Here is a 17785-nt window from a genome sequence, read left to right as displayed (position 1 = left end):
AAACAAGGAGGGATGAAAATGAAAAAATCATCAAAAAAATCTTTTGTAGATGAAAAAAAACTCTCTAAAAAATACCGCACCAACGTGGGCGGCTTAATAGCGGCATGGAAAAAGGGACGTTCCGACGTAGAAATAGCCTGCAGTACCGGCATTGATCTTTTTACCCTTAAACAAATAAAATCAGAGATCGAACTGGCTCACCGCCGCCAAAGATTAGAAGAAAAAAAAGAGGCCCTGGCCCATGGTCAGTCCCCTAAACAGCACCATATTTTTTTAAGACCGTTGACATAATATGTATAATCTTGGGCATCGCAGCTTAATTGAACAATTTTTTGCTCACACTTTGAACAGATGAATTTACCCAAAATAAAGATACCACCGTTTTTTATACTGCCCAAACTCTGACAGTATATGCAGCGGGCTGCCTGGTTTAACAAAACTTTCACCCCACAAAATGTTTTTTATATGCTATGTAAAAATGACCTCCCGCGTCACCGCCAGATGATAAAAACCCCGACGTAAGATAGTATTAAAAATCCCCTCGGGTAAACCCGAAGGGATTTTTTATTTACTCAGCCACAGCAGATGCACTGTTAAGCTCTCTATTTATTCTTCTTTACCACGTTAATGGCAGGTTCCGGACAAACCATCTGGCAGATGCCACAGCCAATACAATCGTTGTTAGCTTCTACAGATGGTGTACCATAAACACCCAGTACCTTTGACCAGGCAATACACTTTTTGGGGCACTTTTCTATACAGAGTCCGCAACCCTTACAGAGACCGGGGAAAATAGTCCATTGAGCCTTATCCAGTTCCAGGGTCCGGGGCTTAAATTCTACGGCCACTTCTTTTCCCTCCTCGTTATACTAATTCCATACCTTTATCAATAGCTTTATAGTTCAATTCACGCAGCTTTGGATTCTGCTCGAACTTGTAACCCAGTTTCTTTTCAATGGCCTTCTTGGCATCTTCAGCGGTAACCACTTTGGTAGCCGCTACAACTGCACCGAGGATAATTACGTTAAATACCCGGGGATGCAGTTCATTTTTAGCGATTTCCAAAGCAGGAATTGCCAGTATTTTAGCCGCGTTTTGAGGCAAATCTTCTTTCGGAATATCAATGCTGGTGTCATACACAAAAATGGTATTTTCGCCAACATATTGTTTGGTACGGTAGATGGCCCTGTCACTTAAGGCTACAACAATATCGCCAATATCGAATTTAGGTGCACCGATACGCTCATCACTGATTTGTAAAAAGGCGATAGAAACACCACCGCGCTGTTCAACACCGAAGTTAGGAATGTACAGTGCCTCTCTACCCTCGTTGTCAGCGGCTTCAGCCAAAATTTGCGCAACGGACTGAACACCCTGGCCGCCTTCACCGGCCAGCATAATTTTGGTTACTTCAGCCATTTTACTGTCCCTCCTTTTCTTCGGCGCCGGGAACCTTTTTCTCTCCCACTTTGAAGTACTTGGGCATCTCTTTTTGTACAAAGTTCCAAGTTTTCTCTGCATTGGTGCGCCAGTTGGTGGGACAAGCAGACAGCGCTTCTACAAAGGAGAATCCTCTGCCTTCCATTTGGTTTTGCAGCGCTTTCTTAATATAGCTCTTCAGCTGCTTTAAGTTAGCAGTGGTACCACGGGCCACATAAGCACCCTCCCGGGTAATGGCAGCAACCATTTCCGGACCCTGGGTGGGGTAACCGGTTTCCTCAACATTACGACCGTAAGGTGCAGTCTCTGCCTTCTGATCGGGCATGGTGGTAGGTGCCATCTGACCACCGGTCATTGCGTATACTGTATTTAATGCCAGTATCACGGTAATCTTTTCATTACGGGCTGCAGCGTTAACCAGGTGTTGAGATCCGATAGCATAACCGCCGCCGTCACCCATGTAAGCAATACAAATTAAATCCGGATTAGCTCTTTTAACACCGGTCATAACCGGGGTGGTACGACCGTGGTGAGTTTGAATGCTGTCCACATTAAAGAAATCCCAAGCTAAAAGAGAACAACCGATATCACAACCGAAAACTACTCTATCTTGAATTCCTAATTCATCAATGGCCTCACCCAGTGCTTTTAACACTAAGCCGTGACCACAGCCGGGGCAAAATTTATGCGGTTTGGTTTCCGGCCGCCAGCATTTTGGCATGGCTGGTTGTACAGTCATAAACAATGGGCCTCCTTTCAAATTAAAGAACAAAAAATATTAATTGCTATTATAAAATTTCGTTTACTTTACCAACAATTTCATCAGTTGTTATACCCACACCAGGCTTGAAGAAAGGTACAATCTCAACGCTTGCACCGTAAATAACATCTTTAATCAGTTTGGCAAACTGGCCTTGAGCAGATTCAACTATTAAGAATTTTTTAGCCTTGCCTGCCAGCTCTTTCAGTTCTTTTTCCGGCAGCGGGCGCAGGGTAATGGGACGGAAGTAGCCAACTTTTTTACCTTCCTTACGCAGCTGCTCCACCGCTTCCTTTGCACCGCGGGAAACAACACCATGGGAAAGAACTACCACATCAGCGTCTTCGGTATCAAAAGCCTGGTATTCAGCTACTTCTTCCGCCATTTTGGCGTAATCTTTAAAGTAACCCTGCAGAACTTCATACAGTTCTTCTTCAACGTTATAAGTATTGCGGTAGTGACCCGGTTCACGATCAACGCCGGGGGTTCCGGGTTTACCCACATAAGGTTCTGCCGGAACAAACTCAATGCCCTTCTGCTCCGGATCGTAAACAGTCAACGACTCGCGCATTTTAGCCTGGTAGCCGTCACCCAGTACAAAGGTGGGGAAGCGGTACTTCCAGGCCACATTAAAGGCTTTGATGGTATAATCAAACAGCTCCTGGTGATTGGCCGTTGAATATACTATTCTTAAACCTTCACCGTTACCACCAAAGGTAGTCATTGTTACTTCCTGCTGGGAGTAAATAACAGTAGCTGTGGACGGGCCGCCACGCTGCTGAACAATGGTTACGGTGGGTAAACGCATGGCTTCCGCCATTGACATCGGTTCCTGCATCAGGGTGTTGCCCGGGCCGGCAGTGGCGGTAAATGCCTTGCGGCCAGCCATAACACCGCCAACGGTAGTAAATCCGGCAGACAGCTCATCTTCGGTCTGCAGGAACTTGCGGTTATACTTGGGCGCTAACCTTGTCCAATAGTGCATAATTTCGTTTTGCGGGGTGATGGGATACCCATACATAATTTCTGCACCAGCAGCCACCGCTGCCCATGCCACCACCTCGTTGCCCGTCATAAAGACGCGCTTTTCTTCGGTGATAAGTTTTTCTGACATAAAATAAACTGCACCTCCTGTAATATGTAACTCCCTTATATCCAAAGGGGAAAGTTTATTTACCATAATGTACAGGGCATAAAGCGGTCTAAAGGTCTGACCATATTGCCCATACAATCCTGCTTTCCTATTGCTTCAGCCACACTTCTTTCTGCAGTGGTCGCTATTACCGGAACCTGCAGCACCTCTGCCGCTTCAGCGACAACCTTTGCACCGTTCTGCACAATCTCAGGTGTGGTTTCATCTCCTAAATGGGTGTTGTTGATAATTCCATGAATATTCCCCAACTGTTTTAAATACTCCACTATTTCATCCACGGTTGATGTCATCGGACGGGATATATTAACTACTGCATATATTCTTAAGTTTGGCTCTTTATCTACACCTTCAAGCAGGTTAAGTGTTTTAGAACCTTCTACGCCATAACCAATGTCTAAAATGACATCACCCTCGTTAAGCAGGGCCCACCTGGCTGCCGGCTTAATTATATTGCCCGCTTCACCCAGTCCAACGGTTTCTTTTGTTTCCCAGGCAATTACGTTAATATTTTGCTCCGCCAGCTGCTTTTTAATAGGTCTTAAGGTATAACACGGTTCAACAATATCTAAATCCACCAGGTTAACTTTACGATTCTGCCTTGCTAAATCCAAAGCCCTGTTAACAGCAACTTCACTCTTACCGCTTGCATACTCACCGATATATGCCTCTACAATACGGTTGGGTATAATGCCTCACCCCCTCTTGCTAATTATCAGCAAATTTAGTATAGTTTATCCAATTAAGAATATTTATAAATTGCCTCTAATAAAGAACAACCGGGACAAATAATCTGCCCCGTTCCCGTTACTTTCACTGCCACAATACTAATAACATTTTCCTATGTTTACAGTATAACCCCAGTAAAATACTTCCGTCAAGAACATTCTAACCCCTAAAAAATACCATTAAAACAGCATATATTCCATTAACAGCAGCAGTATTACTCCCGGCACTTGAAGCACACCGGCTGTAATTAGGGTGAAGGGATTTAACGGTATGTGAATTCCAAAGTGGGAACTAATTAAATTAAAAAAAATTAACAACAAGGCACCTATTACCAGGTACATTACCAGTTTAAAAATAAACTTTAACGGTTTGACAATAAAAATACCAATTAAATACAAACCGCACAGGCCAACCAGCCCCAGTAAAATGGTCGTCCACTCCATTACCATATACCCCCACATTGCTTTTGGTTATTTATATGGTCTGCAGGGGTTAATTATGCCCGTTTTACTTATTCCATTTCCCTTCTTCCCTGCAGGGCCTTGGTTAACGTGTACTCGTCGGTATATTCTAAATCTGCCCCCACCGGTAAGCCGTGGGCCAGGCGGCTGGTTTTTATACCCAGCGGCTTTATCAACCGGGCCAGGTACATGGCGGTGGTGTCACCTTCAACGGTGGGATTGGTGGCAATAATAACTTCTTTCACCTGCTGATCTTCCAGGCGCTTCAGTAAACTTTTGATGTTTAAGTCTTCCACCCCAATGCCTTCCATCGGTGCCAATACCCCGTTTAACACATGGTACAATCCGTTAAAACTTTGGGTTTTTTCAATGGCCATAACATCTCTGGAATGCTCCACCACACATATTATAGACCGGTTGCGGCTGGAATCACTGCAGATACCGCAGGGATCAACATCTGTAAGGTTGCCGCAGCTGCTGCAGTATTTAACGGCATCCCGTACTTCCACTAAAGCTTCAGCCAGCTGGTGGGCAACCTGGGGGGGAGCATTTAATATGTAAAAGGCCAGGCGTTGGGCTGATTTAGGCCCAATGCCGGGCAGTTTGGCAAATTCTTCTATTAAGCGAGTTACCGGTTCAGCAAATTTTCTCATAGTTTAACCCTCATTAACCAAATTAAATATTTTTTAAACTGTTTGTTAACACTTAACCAAAAGTGTAGAACAATTTACTTTACAAGTCAATAAGGTAGTAATACAAAAAAGGGTATGGTTTTTTAACCACACCCCGGTGTTTAAAACAGCCCCGGAATTTTAATACCGCCGGTAATTTTACTCATTTCATCAGATACCATTTCTTGACTCTTGCGCAGGGCCTCGTTTACTGCTGCCAGCACTAAATCCTGCAGCATTTCCACATCATCAGGGTCCACTGCCTCCGGCTTAATCTCCACCGATATTAATTCCTGACGACCGTTAGCCACAACCTTTACTACACCACCGCCGGCAGTGGCTTCAACAGTTTTTTCGGCCAATTCTTCCTGCATTTTGGCCATATCCCGCTGCATTTTCTGCACCTGTTTCATCATTTTATTCATATTACCGCCACCAAGCATAATAAGAGTCCTCCTTATATATAATAGTTATTTTATAATTCTCACTTATTTAAGCACAACTTTATCTTCACCGAAAAATTCTATTGCCTTTTTCAATAACGGTGATTCCGTTTCAGCGGTTTTTTTTTCCCCCTGGTATCCCACCTGGTCCAGCGTAACTATTTTAACAGACCAGCTGCCGCCAAGCACATCGTTTAACGCCTGCTGAAATACTTTTCGGTTTTCCTCCCGCTCAGCCCTAACTTTATGAAAACTAGCATGCTGGGGTTTAAATCCAATGGTCAGCTGCTGTTCTTTAACATCAACCACTTCGGCTTCCCGGAATATCCCGTATGCAGCAGGCTTCAGTTTTTTAACCCTTTCCAAAATACTGGGCCAGGATTGTTTAATATGTTTATTTCTATCATTCTGCTGCGGTACATTATTTTCTTCCGGCTGCTTTTGTTGTTTTATATCAACGGTATTTTTTATTTCCTTACTTGAACTGCTGACTTCTTGCGGCCAACTATTTTCAGCAGGTATTTCCGGGTGCGGCCCGGCCAGCTGTTTACCGGTATTTATATTTTTTAAATACTTTTCAATTTTATCTACCCTGGTATTTATATCATCGCTCTCACCGGTGGTAATTTTAACCAGCGCCAGTTCCAGCAGCACCCTGGGTTGAGAGCTCCACTTCATATCATATTCTAAACGGGTTAATATTTCCAAGCATTTAGAAACAAAAAGGGGCGTAAATTTCCGGGCATCGGTTTTAATTTTTTCATTTTCTATAAAATCTTCAGGCACCTGCTGGGAAACTAAATACAGCATTAAGGATCTTAAATAAGTATTTAGTTCTTTAATAAACAAACGCAGATCTTTACCCTGCTGGAAAAGATCATTTACCAGGGATAACGCACCGGATGCATTTGCTTCAGCCAGGTAACCGGCCATAGTGCTTAATATGTCTTCCCGCACCGTACCCAAAAGGTTGTGCACGTCATCCACTGTAACGATACCATCACCAAAAACCGAACCCTGGTCCAAAATGCTTAAAGCATCCCTCAGCCCGCCTTCCGCTGCCCTGGCAATCAATACCAGAGCCTGTTCCTCCACCTGCAGGCCGGCACTTTCCGCCACCTGTCTTAGCCGGGGCAGCATATCTTTAACATCAATGCGGCGAAAATCAAACCGCTGGCAGCGGGACAGCACAGTTACCGGTACTTTATGGGGTTCTGTGGTGGCCAGCACAAAAACCACGTGAGACGGGGGTTCTTCCAGGGTTTTTAGCAGCGCATTAAATGCCTCGGCAGTGAGCATGTGCACTTCGTCAATTATATATATGCGGTATCGACCATTGGCCGGTGAATATTTTACCTTTTCCCGCAGGTCTCGTATATCTTCAATACCGCGGTTTGAAGCGGCATCTATTTCAATCACATCCACAGCAGTACCCTCAATGGTAGATATGCAGTTTTGACATTGGTTACAGGGTTCCCCGGCTTGGCTGTTCAAGCAGTTTAACGTTTTGGCCAGCACCTTCGCGGTGCTGGTTTTACCGGTACCCCTGGGCCCACAAAAAAGATAGGCATGACTTACCCGGCCGCTGGAAATTGCATTTTGCAGGGTGCGGGTAATATGCTGCTGGCCGACAATATCGGCAAATTTCTGTGGGCGATATTCCCGGTACAGGGCACGATAGCCCATAATTATACCCCTCCAGATTTAGTCTATTATAAATTTCGCTATTTAATACATTTTTCCTGTTATCATTAACGAATAGAAAATATTAAAATAGGGATGATTCTGCTGAAAGAATCATCCCTTGAAAAAATTACTGGTCGTGCACCCTACTTTTGGATTACGGCTTCCGAACGTAACCGGTGCAGGTAACTCAGACCAGGCACCCTTGCGGCACCCGCAAGACATTCCTTAGTGCTGCTTCCGCCAGGACCTGACACGGTTCGGAAGCTTGCGTCGCGCAAGACCCGATCATCAACGCCCCTTACACCAGGCAGACTTCACAAGCCATACCCGAGAGTAGGTAATCGACCCCGCTACAGCGGATTGCGGGTACAGGGCACCGCTACCTCCCCGTCTAGCACGACCATTTTTGAAAATAAAAAAATGGCGGAGAGACAGGGATTCGAACCCTGGAGACGGTTGCCCGTCCACACGCTCTCCAGGCGTGCGCCTTCATCCACTCGGCCATCTCTCCACAAATCACGGTTGTTATTATAGCATATTTAATTTATTATAACAACAGGCAAATCCTAGTTTTTATTTTTTATTGACGGGAATAATCGTAACAAATATTTATTTTTTAAGGTTAACTATCATTGTTATCGTCTTAAGACATTTTTTCCGGGTATATCTGTATTTTCAGCAAATCTTTTGGCGCTATTGAAGATGGTAAGTTTGATTTAAGCAGCCCTGCCAAATATTTTATCATTTAGTTTGACATACCAGGCAGCTGCCTGCACCTGAATAATATAACCCACCGCAATTATAAGTGCAATATCTGCTCCTTTTTCACCAAATGCAGTCATTGCAATGGCCAAAGCAATTGATAAATTTCTCATCACTGTCCCGTAAACTAAGGCTATTGCCTCGCCTCTTTTAAATAAAGCCTTTGCAATAATCGTACTAAATATAAAATTAAAACTATAGAACAAAAATAAAGGTAAGAAAATATATAACAAGAGTACAGGATTAGAAATTATAGTTTTTGATTTTAAAGCCATGGCAATAAAAACTATTCCCAAAACACCTACCGTTGACAGCATGGGAAATTTCGGTTTAAAATCTTTCTGATATCTTTCTTTACCGTACTTTTGTATTATGAAGCGCTGAGTAGCATATCCCGCTATCATGGGTATAAACACAACCAGTAAAATATTCTTAAATACGTCCATCAAAGGTATTTTTATAACCGTACCCATTAGAAATTGCAGGTAGAAAGGTGTAAGTATTGAACCCAACACTAATCCTATAACCGTCAATTTTATTGCCGCCGGAACATCACCTTTGGCAAATCCTGTCCATGAAATGGTCATTCCCGAAGTAGGTAGTAACGAAGTAATTAAAAAACCTAATATAAAAACGGGATTTTGAGGGAAAAACAGTTTTCCCATACCGAATCCCACAAATGGAATTATGATAAAATTTATAATCTGAGCAGTTATATTTAGTTTGATATTGCCCACAGAAAACAATTCTTCTATTTTGAGGTTAACCATCATGGGGTAAACCATTAGAAAGGTAAAGGGAATAATAGCAGCTTTAAGGATCGATGGATCATAAAAATACCCGCTTAATATGCCAAGCAGCATGAACAAGGGGATACTCCAGGTTAAATTTTTTTGCAGAACTGAAATAATCTTCCACATTAGTTCCCATCCTCTGTGAAGCTGAATTATTTTTAATCCGCTATATTGACCGGTAAATACAGAATAACTTAAATGCAGCCCGCTTGATTTAATTTCTACGTTATTTAATATCTGCGCTATTAATGAAATTTAAACGGCAAACATTAAAATTCTCTCCTGATCTCAATATTAAAAGGGGTTCCGCACTCAATGGCGAAACCCCTTAATTTATCTAGCCTGGCGGAGAGACAGGGATTCGAACCCTGGAGACAGCTTATCACTGCCTACTCGATTTCGAGTCGAGCGCCTTCAACCAACTCGGCCATCTCTCCACACTATCTATTTACCTTTACGCAGTTTTCTAAAAAACAGGCGAATGATTTCTTTGCATTCATCTTCCAGTACACCGGATATTACTTCCACCTGGTGATTAAATCTCGGCTGCCTCACTATATCCAGTATACTGTCAATGGACCCCGACTTATTATTTGGAGCACCGTATACCAAAGTGCCAACCCTGTACTGTACAATGGCACCGGCACACATGGCACAGGGCTCAACCGTTACGTATAGCGTGGCATTATTTAACCGCCAGTCGCCCAACTTTTGCGCCGCTTCCCGCAGTACCAGCATTTCCGCATGGGCACCGGCATCCTTTAATAACTCCCGCAAATCATGGCCGGCAGATATCACTTCTCCGTCAGATACAACCACCGCGCCAATGGGTACTTCACCCAGCTTATAAGCCCTGCGGGCTTCTTCTAAGGCACGGCGCATGTACTCGGCGTGTACCACAGCTGTCTCCTTTGTCTATAAATAAATATGGTGCCCCCGGGAGGATTCGAACCTCCGACACACGGTTTAGGAAACCGCTGCTCTATCCCCTGAGCTACGGGGGCATACAAATAAGTTGTTAGTTCAACCCCCCTGGGCTTAACTAACAACTTACTTCCAGTGGCGTGCCTGTAGGGACTCGAACCCCAAACCTTCTGATCCGTAGTCAGACGCTCTATCCAATTGAGCTACAGGCACATGAACCTTCTCGCCAGCGACGAAAGTTATTATAGCAAATGGCAGTGGATTTGTCAAGATGTTAATTTCTGCCGGCAGCAGCCTGCCGTTAAAAAACCACAGCCACATGCAGCTAAAATAAATGGCGGAGAGCGAGGGATTCGAACCCTCGATACGGGATTTCGCCCGTATACTCGCTTAGCAGGCGAGCGCCTTCAGCCAACTCGGCCAGCTCTCCGCGTCCGTGGCGGAGGGGGTGGGATTCGAACCCACGGAACCCGTGAAGGTTCAACGGTTTTCAAGACCGCCTCCTTAAACCGCTCGGACACCCCTCCATATCTAAGGAGGTACCCCTCCCACCATTAACTTCTTTAGTACTCCTGCGCTGAGGCGCTATGCCTCAACGCAAGTACTAATATAACATATATATTATATGTTGTCAATTTAGTTTTCATTTATTATCTGCCGAAATTTTTGTCAGTCCACCCATGTAAGGCTGCAGTACAGGAGGTATGCATACACTGCCATCCTGCTCTTGGAAGTTTTCTAAAATAGCAGCCAAAGTCCGCCCCACAGCCAAACCGGAACCGTTTAATGTATGCACAAACTCCGGTTTAGCTTTCTTTTCCCGTCGAAATCTTATATTTGCCCTCCGGGCTTGGAAATCTTCAAAGTTGCTGCAGGATGAAATTTCCCGGTAAGTATTAAAACTGGGCAGCCACACCTCAATATCATAGGTTTTGGCTGCTGAAAAACCCAGGTCACCGGTGCACAGGTTTACCACCCTGTAAGGCAGCCCCAGTAACTGCAGTACCTGTTCAGCATTTTGTAAAAGCTTTTCCAACTCTTCATAGGAGTTGTCGGGATTAACAAATTTAACCAGTTCCACTTTGTTAAACTGATGCTGTCTAATTAATCCCCTGGTATCCCGGCCAGCCGCACCGGCTTCAGCCCGGAAACAGGCACTGTAGGCACAGTGGTAAATGGGCAGTTGTTCAGCAGTTAAAATTTCTTCCCGGTATAAATTTGTTACCGGCACCTCGGCGGTGGGTATTAAGTAGTAGCTGCTGTTTTCCAGCTTAAACATATCTTCCGCAAATTTAGGAAGCTGCCCGGTACCGATCATGCTGTCGGCGTTGACAATAAACGGAGGCATTATTTCGGTATAGCCATGTTCCCTGGTATGCAGATCTAGCATAAAGTTGATTAATGCCCGCTCTAACCGGGCACCCGCGCCCTTATAAAATGAAAACCTGGCTCCGGATACTTTGCCGCCCCGTTCAAAGTCTATAATATCCAGCTGTTCACCAATTTCCCAGTGCGGCTTAACCTCAAAGTCAAATTTCCTGGGTTTACCCCAGCGTCTTACTTCTTCGTTGTCATTTTCATCCGCACCCACCGGTACCGATTGATGGGGTATGTTTGGTATAGTTAGCAGTATCTGCTGTAATTTATTTTCTATTTCTTTAATTTCTTCGTCCATCTGCTTAATGGATTGGGATACATTGCGCATCTCCAGTATTTTTTCTTCCGCCGGTTCTCCAGCTTTTTTCAGCCGGCCGATTTCTTCCGATACCACGTTGCGTTTATTTTTTAATTGTTCAACTGCCACAAGTTTTTTTCGCCGTTCTTCATCCAGGTTTAAGAACTGGTCCAAAGATACATCCACAGACCGGTTGGTTAAAGCCTGTTTTACTATTTCCGGATTACTTCTTACAAACTTAATATCTAACATCATTTCGCCCCCGTAACCGCGTTCTTTGCTAAATTTAGACTTTATTTCTTAGTATTATACTATAGCAGCCCGGTGTTGTAAAATCTTGGTCTTGACAATTCCCCATGGCTAAAGGCAGGGGCTTTACGGTGCAGTTTGGTAAGTTTGGGCCTTACAGCCCAAACTTCCCTTCTTCACTGCTGAAAACCAGCTTAATTTTCCAGTTATCAGCTTCCTTTATAAACTAACCAGTTTCACATCCAGCACCCCGTCCACCGAGGCTATTTCCTTCAAGGTATCATCGCAGGTGGCAGTATCCACAGCCAATACCATTACTGCAATTCCGCCCTGCTGCTGGCGGCCCACCTGCATTCCGCCAATGTTAATTTTGTGTTCTCCCAGCACGGTACCAACTTTACCAATTATACCGGGCTTGTCATGGTGGGGAACAATTAACATGTGCCCTTCCGGCTTTGCATCGATGCGGAAACCGTCAATATTTACAATCCGTGGATCATTGCCTAAGAACAGGGTACCGCTTAAAGTACGTTCACCCCGATCGGTAACTACTTTAACGGTAATAATGTTATTGTAATCCTGAACCTTATCCCGGGTGGTTTGTACTACTTCAATTCCCCGGTTTCTGGCCACCACCGAAGCGTTAACAAAATTAACCGTTTCCTGCAGAATGGGGTCTAAAATTCCTTTCAGCAGCATGGTGGTAATCGGTGTCACTTCATGCTTGGTTAATTCTCCACCATAAGTTACCTCAATACGATTAATGCGGCCATCCAATATCTGGGCCTGGAAATTACCTAACTTCTCTGCCAGCTCCAGGAAAGGACGAACCTTGGCCAGCAGTTTCGGGCTTAACGATGGAATATTCACTGCATTTTTAACCATACTGCCCTGTAGATAGTCGGCAATTTCTTTAGCTACATCCACCGCCACATTTATTTGTGCCTCCACGGTGGAAGCGCCCAAGTGCGGTGTGGCTATGAAGTTTTCCAGCTGGTACAGCGGGCTGTCGGTATTGGGCTCTTTCTCAAAAACATCCAGTGCTGCACCGGCCACTTTACCCGATTTTAAAGCTTCGTAAAGTGCTTCTTCATCTATGATGCCGCCCCGGGCGCAGTTTATTATCCGCACCCCATCTTTAACTTTTTCCAGCGCCTCTGCATCAATCATATGCCGGGTTTCTTTAGTTAGCGGCATATGCACGGTGATAAAATCAGCTTCTCTTAATAACTGATCCAGCGTTACTATTTCCACTCCCAGGTTAGCTGCATTTTCAGCGGAAATATAGGGGTCGTAGGCTAAAATACCCATTTCCATGGCCATGGCTCTTTTGGCCACCGCTGAACCGATCCGCCCCAATCCAATGATGCCCAACACTTTATTGCGCAGTTCAACACCCAAGAACGCTTTTTTATTCCAAACCCCTTCCTTTAGTTTTGCTGCCGCCGCCGGTATCTTGCGGGACAATGCCAGCATCATGGCCATCGTGTGTTCTGCTGCTGCTATGGTGTTGCCGTCGGGGGCATTTACAACGATAATCCCCTTATTGGTGGCTGCCTTTAAGTCAATATTGTCAACACCAACCCCGGCCCGGCCAATTATTTTCAACTTAGCGGCATGTTCCAGCAGCTGCGCAGTTACCTTGGTGGCGCTGCGTACAATCATGGCATCGTAATCACCAATTATTTTTATTAATTCTTCCCCGGGCATTTTGTTTTCTATATCCACCCTTATATCTGGAATCTGATATAAAGGGGCTAAACCCTTTTCCGAAACACCATCTAACACCAGTACCTTCATCATTAGTTATCCTCCCCTAAAAATACTAACTGTGCTTCACGTACCCCGGCACCCAATTCTGCTTTATACCCGCATTCATTTAACGCCATTTCCAAAGCAGCGATGGTTAGTAACACGTCAGCTTTGGCAGTATATCCCATGTGGGCAATGCGGAAAATTTTACCCTTTAATTCTCCCTGGCCACCGGCCACCATAACGCGATATTTATCCAACAGTGTTTTACGCAAATTATTAACATCAACTGTCATTGGGCATTGTACTGCGGTAACGGTATCTGAGGCATATTCCAAAGCAGGCAGCAGTTCCAATCCCAGTGCCATCACCGCCGCCCTGGTGGCCTTAGCCAGCAGCTTGTGCCTCTTAAACACATTTTCCAATCCTTCTTCCAGCATCATATCCAATGCTGCTTCCAAGCCATAATACAAAGATACCGCCGAGGTGTAAGGGGTATTGTTTTTACCCAGTGACTTTCTGGCTTTAATTAAATCAAAATAATATTTTGGTGCTTTATTTTGTTCAATTACATTCCATGCTTTAGGGCTGACACTTACAAAGGCCAATCCCGGGGGCAGCATCATGGCTTTCTGGGAGCCGCTGACCATTATATCCACCTTCCACTCATCGGTGCGGATATCCATGCCCCCCATACTGCTTACTGCATCAACCACTAAAACGGCCTGGTGCTGGGCAGTTAACCTGCCCAACCCTTCAATATCATTAACCACACCGGTTGAAGTTTCGTTATGAGTGGCAAATACCGCTTTAATGTCCGGGTCTGCCTTTAATTTTTCTTCCACTACCCTAATATCTACGTCACAGCCCCATCCAAATTTTATTTCATCTACATCGGCACCGTACTTACGGGCCAATTCTCCAAAGCGCTCTCCAAATTTACCGGTGTTAAGGGTTATCACTTTATCTCCCGGGCTGACCACATTGGCCACCGCCGCTTCCAGTCCACCGGTCCCGGAACATGCTAATACAAACACTTCATTTTCTGTTTGAAAAACCTTTTTTAATTTATCGGTAACACGGCCAATTAAAGCAGCAAACTCGGCACTGCGGTGCCCAATAATCGGCCTGGACATGGCATTAACCACTGCGGGCGGAACCGGTGTCGGTCCCGGAATCATCAAATAAAGCTTATCTTTCATAATTTATCTCCTCCATACACAAATAGTTGGTTTATTTTTTTGTTTCTGGCCAGAAAACAAAAATTTATTTAAGTAAGTGTTTGAAGTGGATCTCGCGCGGGCTTTTCGAACATCCTCTTTAAGTGTATACAAAATAAAAAATCCCCCGCCCCTGACTTTAAATCAGGGACGAGAGATTTTGCTCCCGCGTTGCCACCCAAGTTGACCAAGGAAAAGATACCCTCAGCCCTCTCATTGTTTATAACGGGCCCGTGCCCGAACCTGCTTAATCGATTTCTCTTTCGGCAGGTTCCCTTGGGGGCGGATTTCACAGCTACCTTTACCGGTTCACAGCAGCCACCGGCTCTCTGAAAAAGGATCACTATTACTTGACCCCGTCATCGGGTTTTGCTTATTTAAAATGTGATTTGAATTGTACTATAACCGGCTCCAATTTTCAAGACATTTTTTGTTAAAATTTTTTTAATTTTTTAGGGTAATCGTCTTTTATTTGTATTTATTAAATTGCGAATTAACTTTTTCATCGTTTTTCTATACTTTTTCAGCTTTACCCCGACCAGCTGATTTAAAAAATCATTTGCCAAACCCGGCCAATATTCAATATTTTTTCACTATAAAAGGCCGCAGCATAAACTGCGACCTTTAGCAAATTTATAATCTACTTTTTAATCATATTTAAAAAATATTGATGCAGGCGCAAATCAGCAGTTAATTCCGGGTGAAAAGCAGCCGCTAAAAAATTCTTCTGCCTGGCTAAAACTATTTTTTCCTCGTATTTAGCCATAACTTCCACCCCTGAACCTGCCGAAGCAATGTACGGAGCTCTTATAAAAACAGCACGATAAGGCTTATCACCAAGGGCGGGAATGGCTAAATCAGCTTCAAAACTATCCACCTGGCGCCCAAAGGCATTCCGTTCCACCGCTATATCCATTAAACCCAAAGACAGCTGATTAGATTTCACAATATCTTTAGCCATCATAATTAATCCCGCACAAGTTCCGAATACCGGTAAGCCCTGTTCTGCCAGCTGTTTAATAGGCTCCAGCAGTTCATAGGCAGTTAAAAGTTTTCCCATGGTGGTGCTTTCACCACCCGGTATTACCAACCCATCCAAACCGTTTAGCTGTTCAGGTAAACGAATTTGACGTGTATTTACTCCACAAACCCGCAGGGCTTTTTCATGTTCTAAAAAGGCACCTTGTAACGCTAAAACACCTATAATCATCTATATCCCTTCTTACCAACCACGATCCTGCATGCGCTGTTCCGGAGCAATGGTTTGTATTTCAATACCCGGCATAGCTTCCCCAATATCTCTGGATATTTCAGCTAAAATTTTCGGGTCGTTGTAATGGGTGGTGGCAGCAACAATTGCCTTAGCCCTGGCCACAGGATCCTTAGATTTGAAGATTCCGGAACCCACAAAAATACCGTCACAGCCCAGCTGCATCATCAACGCAGCATCTGCAGGGGTAGCAATACCACCGGCAGCAAAATTAACAACAGGTAAACGACCCAGCTCGGCAACTTTAACTACCAAGTCATAGGGGGCCCCCATTTCCTTAGCCGCTGTCATTAATTCTTCTTTGGGCAGGTTCTGCAGGTAGCGAATTTCACCCATCACTTTTCGCATATGACGCACTGCTTCAACAACGTTACCGGTACCGGGTTCCCCTTTAGTACGAATCATTGCTGCACCTTCGCCAATTCTGCGCAGCGCTTCACCAAGATTCCTGGCTCCACATACAAAGGGAACCTTAAACTCATGCTTGTCAATATGAAATTCTTCATCAGCAGGAGTTAAAACTTCACTTTCATCTATGTAATCAACGCCCAAAGATTCCAAAATCTGAGCTTCTACAAAATGACCAATCCGTGCTTTAGCCATAACCGGTATTGTTACGGCATCCATAATTCTTTGGATAACGGTGGGATCTGCCATTCTGGCCACACCGCCGGCAGCTCTAATATCAGCAGGTACCCTCTCCAAAGCCATAACAGCACAAGCGCCGGCTTCTTCGGCTATTTTAGCCTGTTCCGGAGTAGTTACATCCATAATTACTCCGCCTTTAAGCATCTCGGCCAAACCTTTTTTGACCGTCCAAGTCCCCTTTTCAGTCAACAAATTCTACCTCCATTTCTACTACTTATTAACTTAATCATTTTACAATAATTTAGATTAATAAACAAGGCTTGATAAAATTACCATTTTCAACTTCGTAATAGTTTTTATTAATGTAAATTTTTATTCGGTAAATAAACTTAATCGTGGGTAATTCTACCATCACCGGTAATAGATAAAGTTGGTCCTAAAAATTTAGGTTTTGGCTTTAATAACGTTACATTTATAAAATCTTTATTTCTAGCCAATATTTCTCTTATTTCATAATAATCGGCTCCCCGATAAATATGCTTATCTGCAATAACCCCTTTGGCATTTATTCCCATAGAATTGGCAATATATACAGCCCTTGGAAGATGAAATTTTTGCGTAACTACAACAGCAGATTTAACACAAAATATATCCCTGGCTCTATACATACTGTCATAAGTACTTAAACCGGCGTGGTCCATAAAAATATCCTTCGTAGGAACTCCTAATTGTTCCGCATATTTACGCATATGATTTACTTCATCATATGAAGTTTTACTATGGTCACCGGTCATTAATATTTTTTCAACTTTACCGCTCTTATACAATTCCACCGCAGTTTGAACACGGTCTTTTAACATATCACACAGTATTCCTTCGGGTGATACATATGCTCCTAAAACAATAGCTGCCTGGGCTTTATAATCATCATCATGTGAGATTATATTATTCCCACCAATCTTTTTTACATGCCAATCAATAATTAAAACCAATATTATACTAATTATAACTAAAAAAATTAACTTTTTTAAAATACCTTTTAAGACCATATAAATCACCCGGTAAGTATTACTAATTTTATTATAACAAAAACCCGAGGTATTTCCTCGGGTTATAAAAATTAATTCTGGCAGCGACCTACTCTCCCAGGGGTCAACCCCCAAGTACCATCGGCCCTGCAGAGCTTAACTTCCGTGTTCGGTATGGGAACG

The 17785-nt window shown here is 43.8% G+C and carries 19 protein-coding genes, 6 tRNA genes, 1 rRNA gene, 1 other RNA gene and 1 other annotated feature; of the genes, 1 reads left to right on the top strand and 26 read right to left on the bottom strand.

Going from position 1 to position 17785, the window contains the following annotated elements:
- Positions 1 to 18: 18 nt before the first annotated feature.
- Complete coding sequence (locus JOC37_RS07675; RefSeq protein ID WP_338017362.1) at positions 19 to 291, top strand: hypothetical protein; 273 nt, start codon at positions 19 to 21, stop codon at positions 289 to 291.
- Here the strand turns inward: JOC37_RS07675 and JOC37_RS13600 are convergent.
- The 26 genes from JOC37_RS13600 to rrf form a co-directional block, all read right to left on the bottom strand.
- On the bottom strand, positions 246 to 446 hold the full coding sequence (locus JOC37_RS13600) for a sigma factor G inhibitor Gin (protein ID WP_204617684.1): 201 nt from the start codon (positions 444 to 446) through the stop codon (positions 246 to 248). The two genes, JOC37_RS07675 and JOC37_RS13600, sit on opposite strands and share 46 nt — an antisense overlap.
- A gap of 156 nt (positions 447 to 602) precedes the next feature.
- Positions 603 to 848 carry a 4Fe-4S dicluster domain-containing protein gene (locus JOC37_RS07665; RefSeq protein WP_204617682.1) on the bottom strand — a complete coding sequence of 82 codons (246 nt, stop codon included), beginning with the start codon at positions 846 to 848 and terminating at the stop codon, positions 603 to 605.
- 16 nt (positions 849 to 864) lie between these two features.
- The gene (locus tag JOC37_RS07660; RefSeq protein ID WP_204617681.1) at positions 865 to 1419 is read right to left on the bottom strand and encodes a 2-oxoacid:acceptor oxidoreductase family protein; all 555 of its coding nucleotides are present in this window, start codon (positions 1417 to 1419) and stop codon (positions 865 to 867) included.
- 1 nt (position 1420) lies between these two features.
- A complete protein-coding gene (locus tag JOC37_RS07655; RefSeq protein ID WP_204617679.1) occupies positions 1421 to 2179 on the bottom strand; it encodes a thiamine pyrophosphate-dependent enzyme in 759 nt (252 codons plus the stop codon).
- A gap of 49 nt (positions 2180 to 2228) precedes the next feature.
- A complete protein-coding gene (locus tag JOC37_RS07650; protein ID WP_204617678.1) occupies positions 2229 to 3314 on the bottom strand; it encodes a transketolase C-terminal domain-containing protein in 1086 nt (361 codons plus the stop codon).
- A 59-nt stretch (positions 3315 to 3373) separates the two neighbouring features.
- Positions 3374 to 4039 carry a nucleotide-binding protein gene (locus JOC37_RS07645; RefSeq protein ID WP_204617778.1) on the bottom strand — a complete coding sequence of 222 codons (666 nt, stop codon included), beginning with the start codon at positions 4037 to 4039 and terminating at the stop codon, positions 3374 to 3376.
- Positions 4040 to 4258: 219 nt separating this feature from the next.
- Positions 4259 to 4522, bottom strand: coding sequence for a pro-sigmaK processing inhibitor BofA family protein (locus tag JOC37_RS07640; protein WP_204617676.1), 264 nt, complete (start codon positions 4520 to 4522; stop codon positions 4259 to 4261).
- Positions 4523 to 4590: 68 nt separating this feature from the next.
- On the bottom strand, positions 4591 to 5193 hold the full coding sequence (gene recR, locus JOC37_RS07635; protein WP_204617674.1) for a recombination mediator RecR: 603 nt from the start codon (positions 5191 to 5193) through the stop codon (positions 4591 to 4593).
- A 140-nt stretch (positions 5194 to 5333) separates the two neighbouring features.
- Positions 5334 to 5654, bottom strand: a complete 321-nt coding sequence (locus tag JOC37_RS07630) for a YbaB/EbfC family nucleoid-associated protein (protein ID WP_204617672.1) — start codon at positions 5652 to 5654, stop codon at positions 5334 to 5336.
- Positions 5655 to 5699: 45 nt separating this feature from the next.
- A complete protein-coding gene (gene dnaX, locus JOC37_RS07625; RefSeq protein WP_204617670.1) occupies positions 5700 to 7340 on the bottom strand; it encodes a DNA polymerase III subunit gamma/tau in 1641 nt (546 codons plus the stop codon).
- A 134-nt stretch (positions 7341 to 7474) separates the two neighbouring features.
- Positions 7475 to 7740: signal recognition particle sRNA large type (gene ffs / locus JOC37_RS07620), an RNA gene on the bottom strand.
- Positions 7741 to 7761: 21 nt separating this feature from the next.
- Positions 7762 to 7851 (bottom strand) — tRNA-Ser (locus JOC37_RS07615).
- Positions 7852 to 8056: 205 nt separating this feature from the next.
- Positions 8057 to 9022, bottom strand: a complete 966-nt coding sequence (locus tag JOC37_RS07610) for an arsenic resistance protein (protein ID WP_204617668.1) — start codon at positions 9020 to 9022, stop codon at positions 8057 to 8059.
- 217 nt (positions 9023 to 9239) lie between these two features.
- A tRNA-Ser gene (locus JOC37_RS07605) sits at positions 9240 to 9333 on the bottom strand.
- Positions 9334 to 9340: 7 nt separating this feature from the next.
- Entirely contained in the window at positions 9341 to 9796 is a 456-nt protein-coding gene (gene tadA, locus JOC37_RS07600; protein WP_338017361.1) for a tRNA adenosine(34) deaminase TadA, read from the bottom strand.
- Positions 9797 to 9824: 28 nt separating this feature from the next.
- Positions 9825 to 9900: transfer RNA gene (locus tag JOC37_RS07595), tRNA-Arg, on the bottom strand.
- A gap of 56 nt (positions 9901 to 9956) precedes the next feature.
- A tRNA-Arg gene (locus JOC37_RS07590) sits at positions 9957 to 10033 on the bottom strand.
- A 122-nt stretch (positions 10034 to 10155) separates the two neighbouring features.
- Positions 10156 to 10250 (bottom strand) — tRNA-Ser (locus JOC37_RS07585).
- A 7-nt stretch (positions 10251 to 10257) separates the two neighbouring features.
- A tRNA-Ser gene (locus JOC37_RS07580) sits at positions 10258 to 10347 on the bottom strand.
- A 116-nt stretch (positions 10348 to 10463) separates the two neighbouring features.
- A complete protein-coding gene (serS, locus tag JOC37_RS07575) occupies positions 10464 to 11747 on the bottom strand; it encodes a serine--tRNA ligase (protein ID WP_204617666.1) in 1284 nt (427 codons plus the stop codon).
- Between the two features lie 216 nt (positions 11748 to 11963).
- A complete protein-coding gene (gene serA, locus JOC37_RS07570; RefSeq protein WP_204617664.1) occupies positions 11964 to 13547 on the bottom strand; it encodes a phosphoglycerate dehydrogenase in 1584 nt (527 codons plus the stop codon).
- Positions 13547 to 14698, bottom strand: coding sequence for a pyridoxal-phosphate-dependent aminotransferase family protein (locus JOC37_RS07565; protein WP_204617662.1), 1152 nt, complete (start codon positions 14696 to 14698; stop codon positions 13547 to 13549). The genes serA and JOC37_RS07565 overlap by 1 nt, the downstream gene beginning before the upstream one ends.
- Before the next feature lie 161 nt (positions 14699 to 14859).
- Positions 14860 to 15088 (bottom strand) — a binding site (T-box leader).
- 268 nt (positions 15089 to 15356) lie between these two features.
- Positions 15357 to 15926: a pyridoxal 5'-phosphate synthase glutaminase subunit PdxT gene (pdxT, locus tag JOC37_RS07560; RefSeq protein WP_204617660.1), complete on the bottom strand. Its 570-nt coding sequence runs from the start codon at positions 15924 to 15926 to the stop codon at positions 15357 to 15359.
- Positions 15927 to 15938: 12 nt separating this feature from the next.
- The gene (gene pdxS / locus JOC37_RS07555) at positions 15939 to 16823 is read right to left on the bottom strand and encodes a pyridoxal 5'-phosphate synthase lyase subunit PdxS (protein WP_204617658.1); all 885 of its coding nucleotides are present in this window, start codon (positions 16821 to 16823) and stop codon (positions 15939 to 15941) included.
- A gap of 140 nt (positions 16824 to 16963) precedes the next feature.
- Positions 16964 to 17623, bottom strand: coding sequence for a SanA/YdcF family protein (locus JOC37_RS07550; protein ID WP_204617656.1), 660 nt, complete (start codon positions 17621 to 17623; stop codon positions 16964 to 16966).
- 75 nt (positions 17624 to 17698) lie between these two features.
- Positions 17699 to 17785: ribosomal RNA gene (gene rrf, locus JOC37_RS07545) — 5S ribosomal RNA — on the bottom strand; the annotation flags it as partial.

The sequence above is a fragment of the Desulforadius tongensis genome (genome assembly GCF_016907915.1).
GTDB classification, from domain to species: Bacteria; Bacillota; Desulfotomaculia; order Desulfotomaculales; family Desulfohalotomaculaceae; genus Desulforadius; species Desulforadius tongensis.
Note: the sequence above shows the minus strand (reverse complement) of the source record. Positions and strands in the feature narration are given on the sequence as shown.

Excerpts from the sequence above, each read along its gene's own strand:
- JOC37_RS07675 (WP_338017362.1), top strand. The coding sequence starts at position 19 with ATGAAAAAATCATCAAAAAAATCTTTTGTAGATGAAAAAAAACTCTCT.
- JOC37_RS07660 (WP_204617681.1), bottom strand. The coding sequence starts at position 1,419 with ATGGCTGAAGTAACCAAAATTATGCTGGCCGGTGAAGGCGGCCAGGGT.
- JOC37_RS07655 (WP_204617679.1), bottom strand. The coding sequence starts at position 2,179 with ATGACTGTACAACCAGCCATGCCAAAATGCTGGCGGCCGGAAACCAAA.
- JOC37_RS07650 (WP_204617678.1), bottom strand. The coding sequence starts at position 3,314 with ATGTCAGAAAAACTTATCACCGAAGAAAAGCGCGTCTTTATGACGGGC.
- JOC37_RS07640 (WP_204617676.1), bottom strand. The coding sequence starts at position 4,522 with ATGGAGTGGACGACCATTTTACTGGGGCTGGTTGGCCTGTGCGGTTTG.
- recR (WP_204617674.1), bottom strand. The coding sequence starts at position 5,193 with ATGAGAAAATTTGCTGAACCGGTAACTCGCTTAATAGAAGAATTTGCC.
- JOC37_RS07630 (WP_204617672.1), bottom strand. The coding sequence starts at position 5,654 with ATGCTTGGTGGCGGTAATATGAATAAAATGATGAAACAGGTGCAGAAA.
- dnaX (WP_204617670.1), bottom strand. The coding sequence starts at position 7,340 with ATGGGCTATCGTGCCCTGTACCGGGAATATCGCCCACAGAAATTTGCC.
- JOC37_RS07610 (WP_204617668.1), bottom strand. The coding sequence starts at position 9,022 with ATGTGGAAGATTATTTCAGTTCTGCAAAAAAATTTAACCTGGAGTATC.
- serS (WP_204617666.1), bottom strand. The coding sequence starts at position 11,747 with ATGTTAGATATTAAGTTTGTAAGAAGTAATCCGGAAATAGTAAAACAG.
- serA (WP_204617664.1), bottom strand. The coding sequence starts at position 13,547 with ATGATGAAGGTACTGGTGTTAGATGGTGTTTCGGAAAAGGGTTTAGCC.
- JOC37_RS07565 (WP_204617662.1), bottom strand. The coding sequence starts at position 14,698 with ATGAAAGATAAGCTTTATTTGATGATTCCGGGACCGACACCGGTTCCG.
- pdxT (WP_204617660.1), bottom strand. The coding sequence starts at position 15,926 with ATGATTATAGGTGTTTTAGCGTTACAAGGTGCCTTTTTAGAACATGAA.
- JOC37_RS07550 (WP_204617656.1), bottom strand. The coding sequence starts at position 17,623 with ATGGTCTTAAAAGGTATTTTAAAAAAGTTAATTTTTTTAGTTATAATT.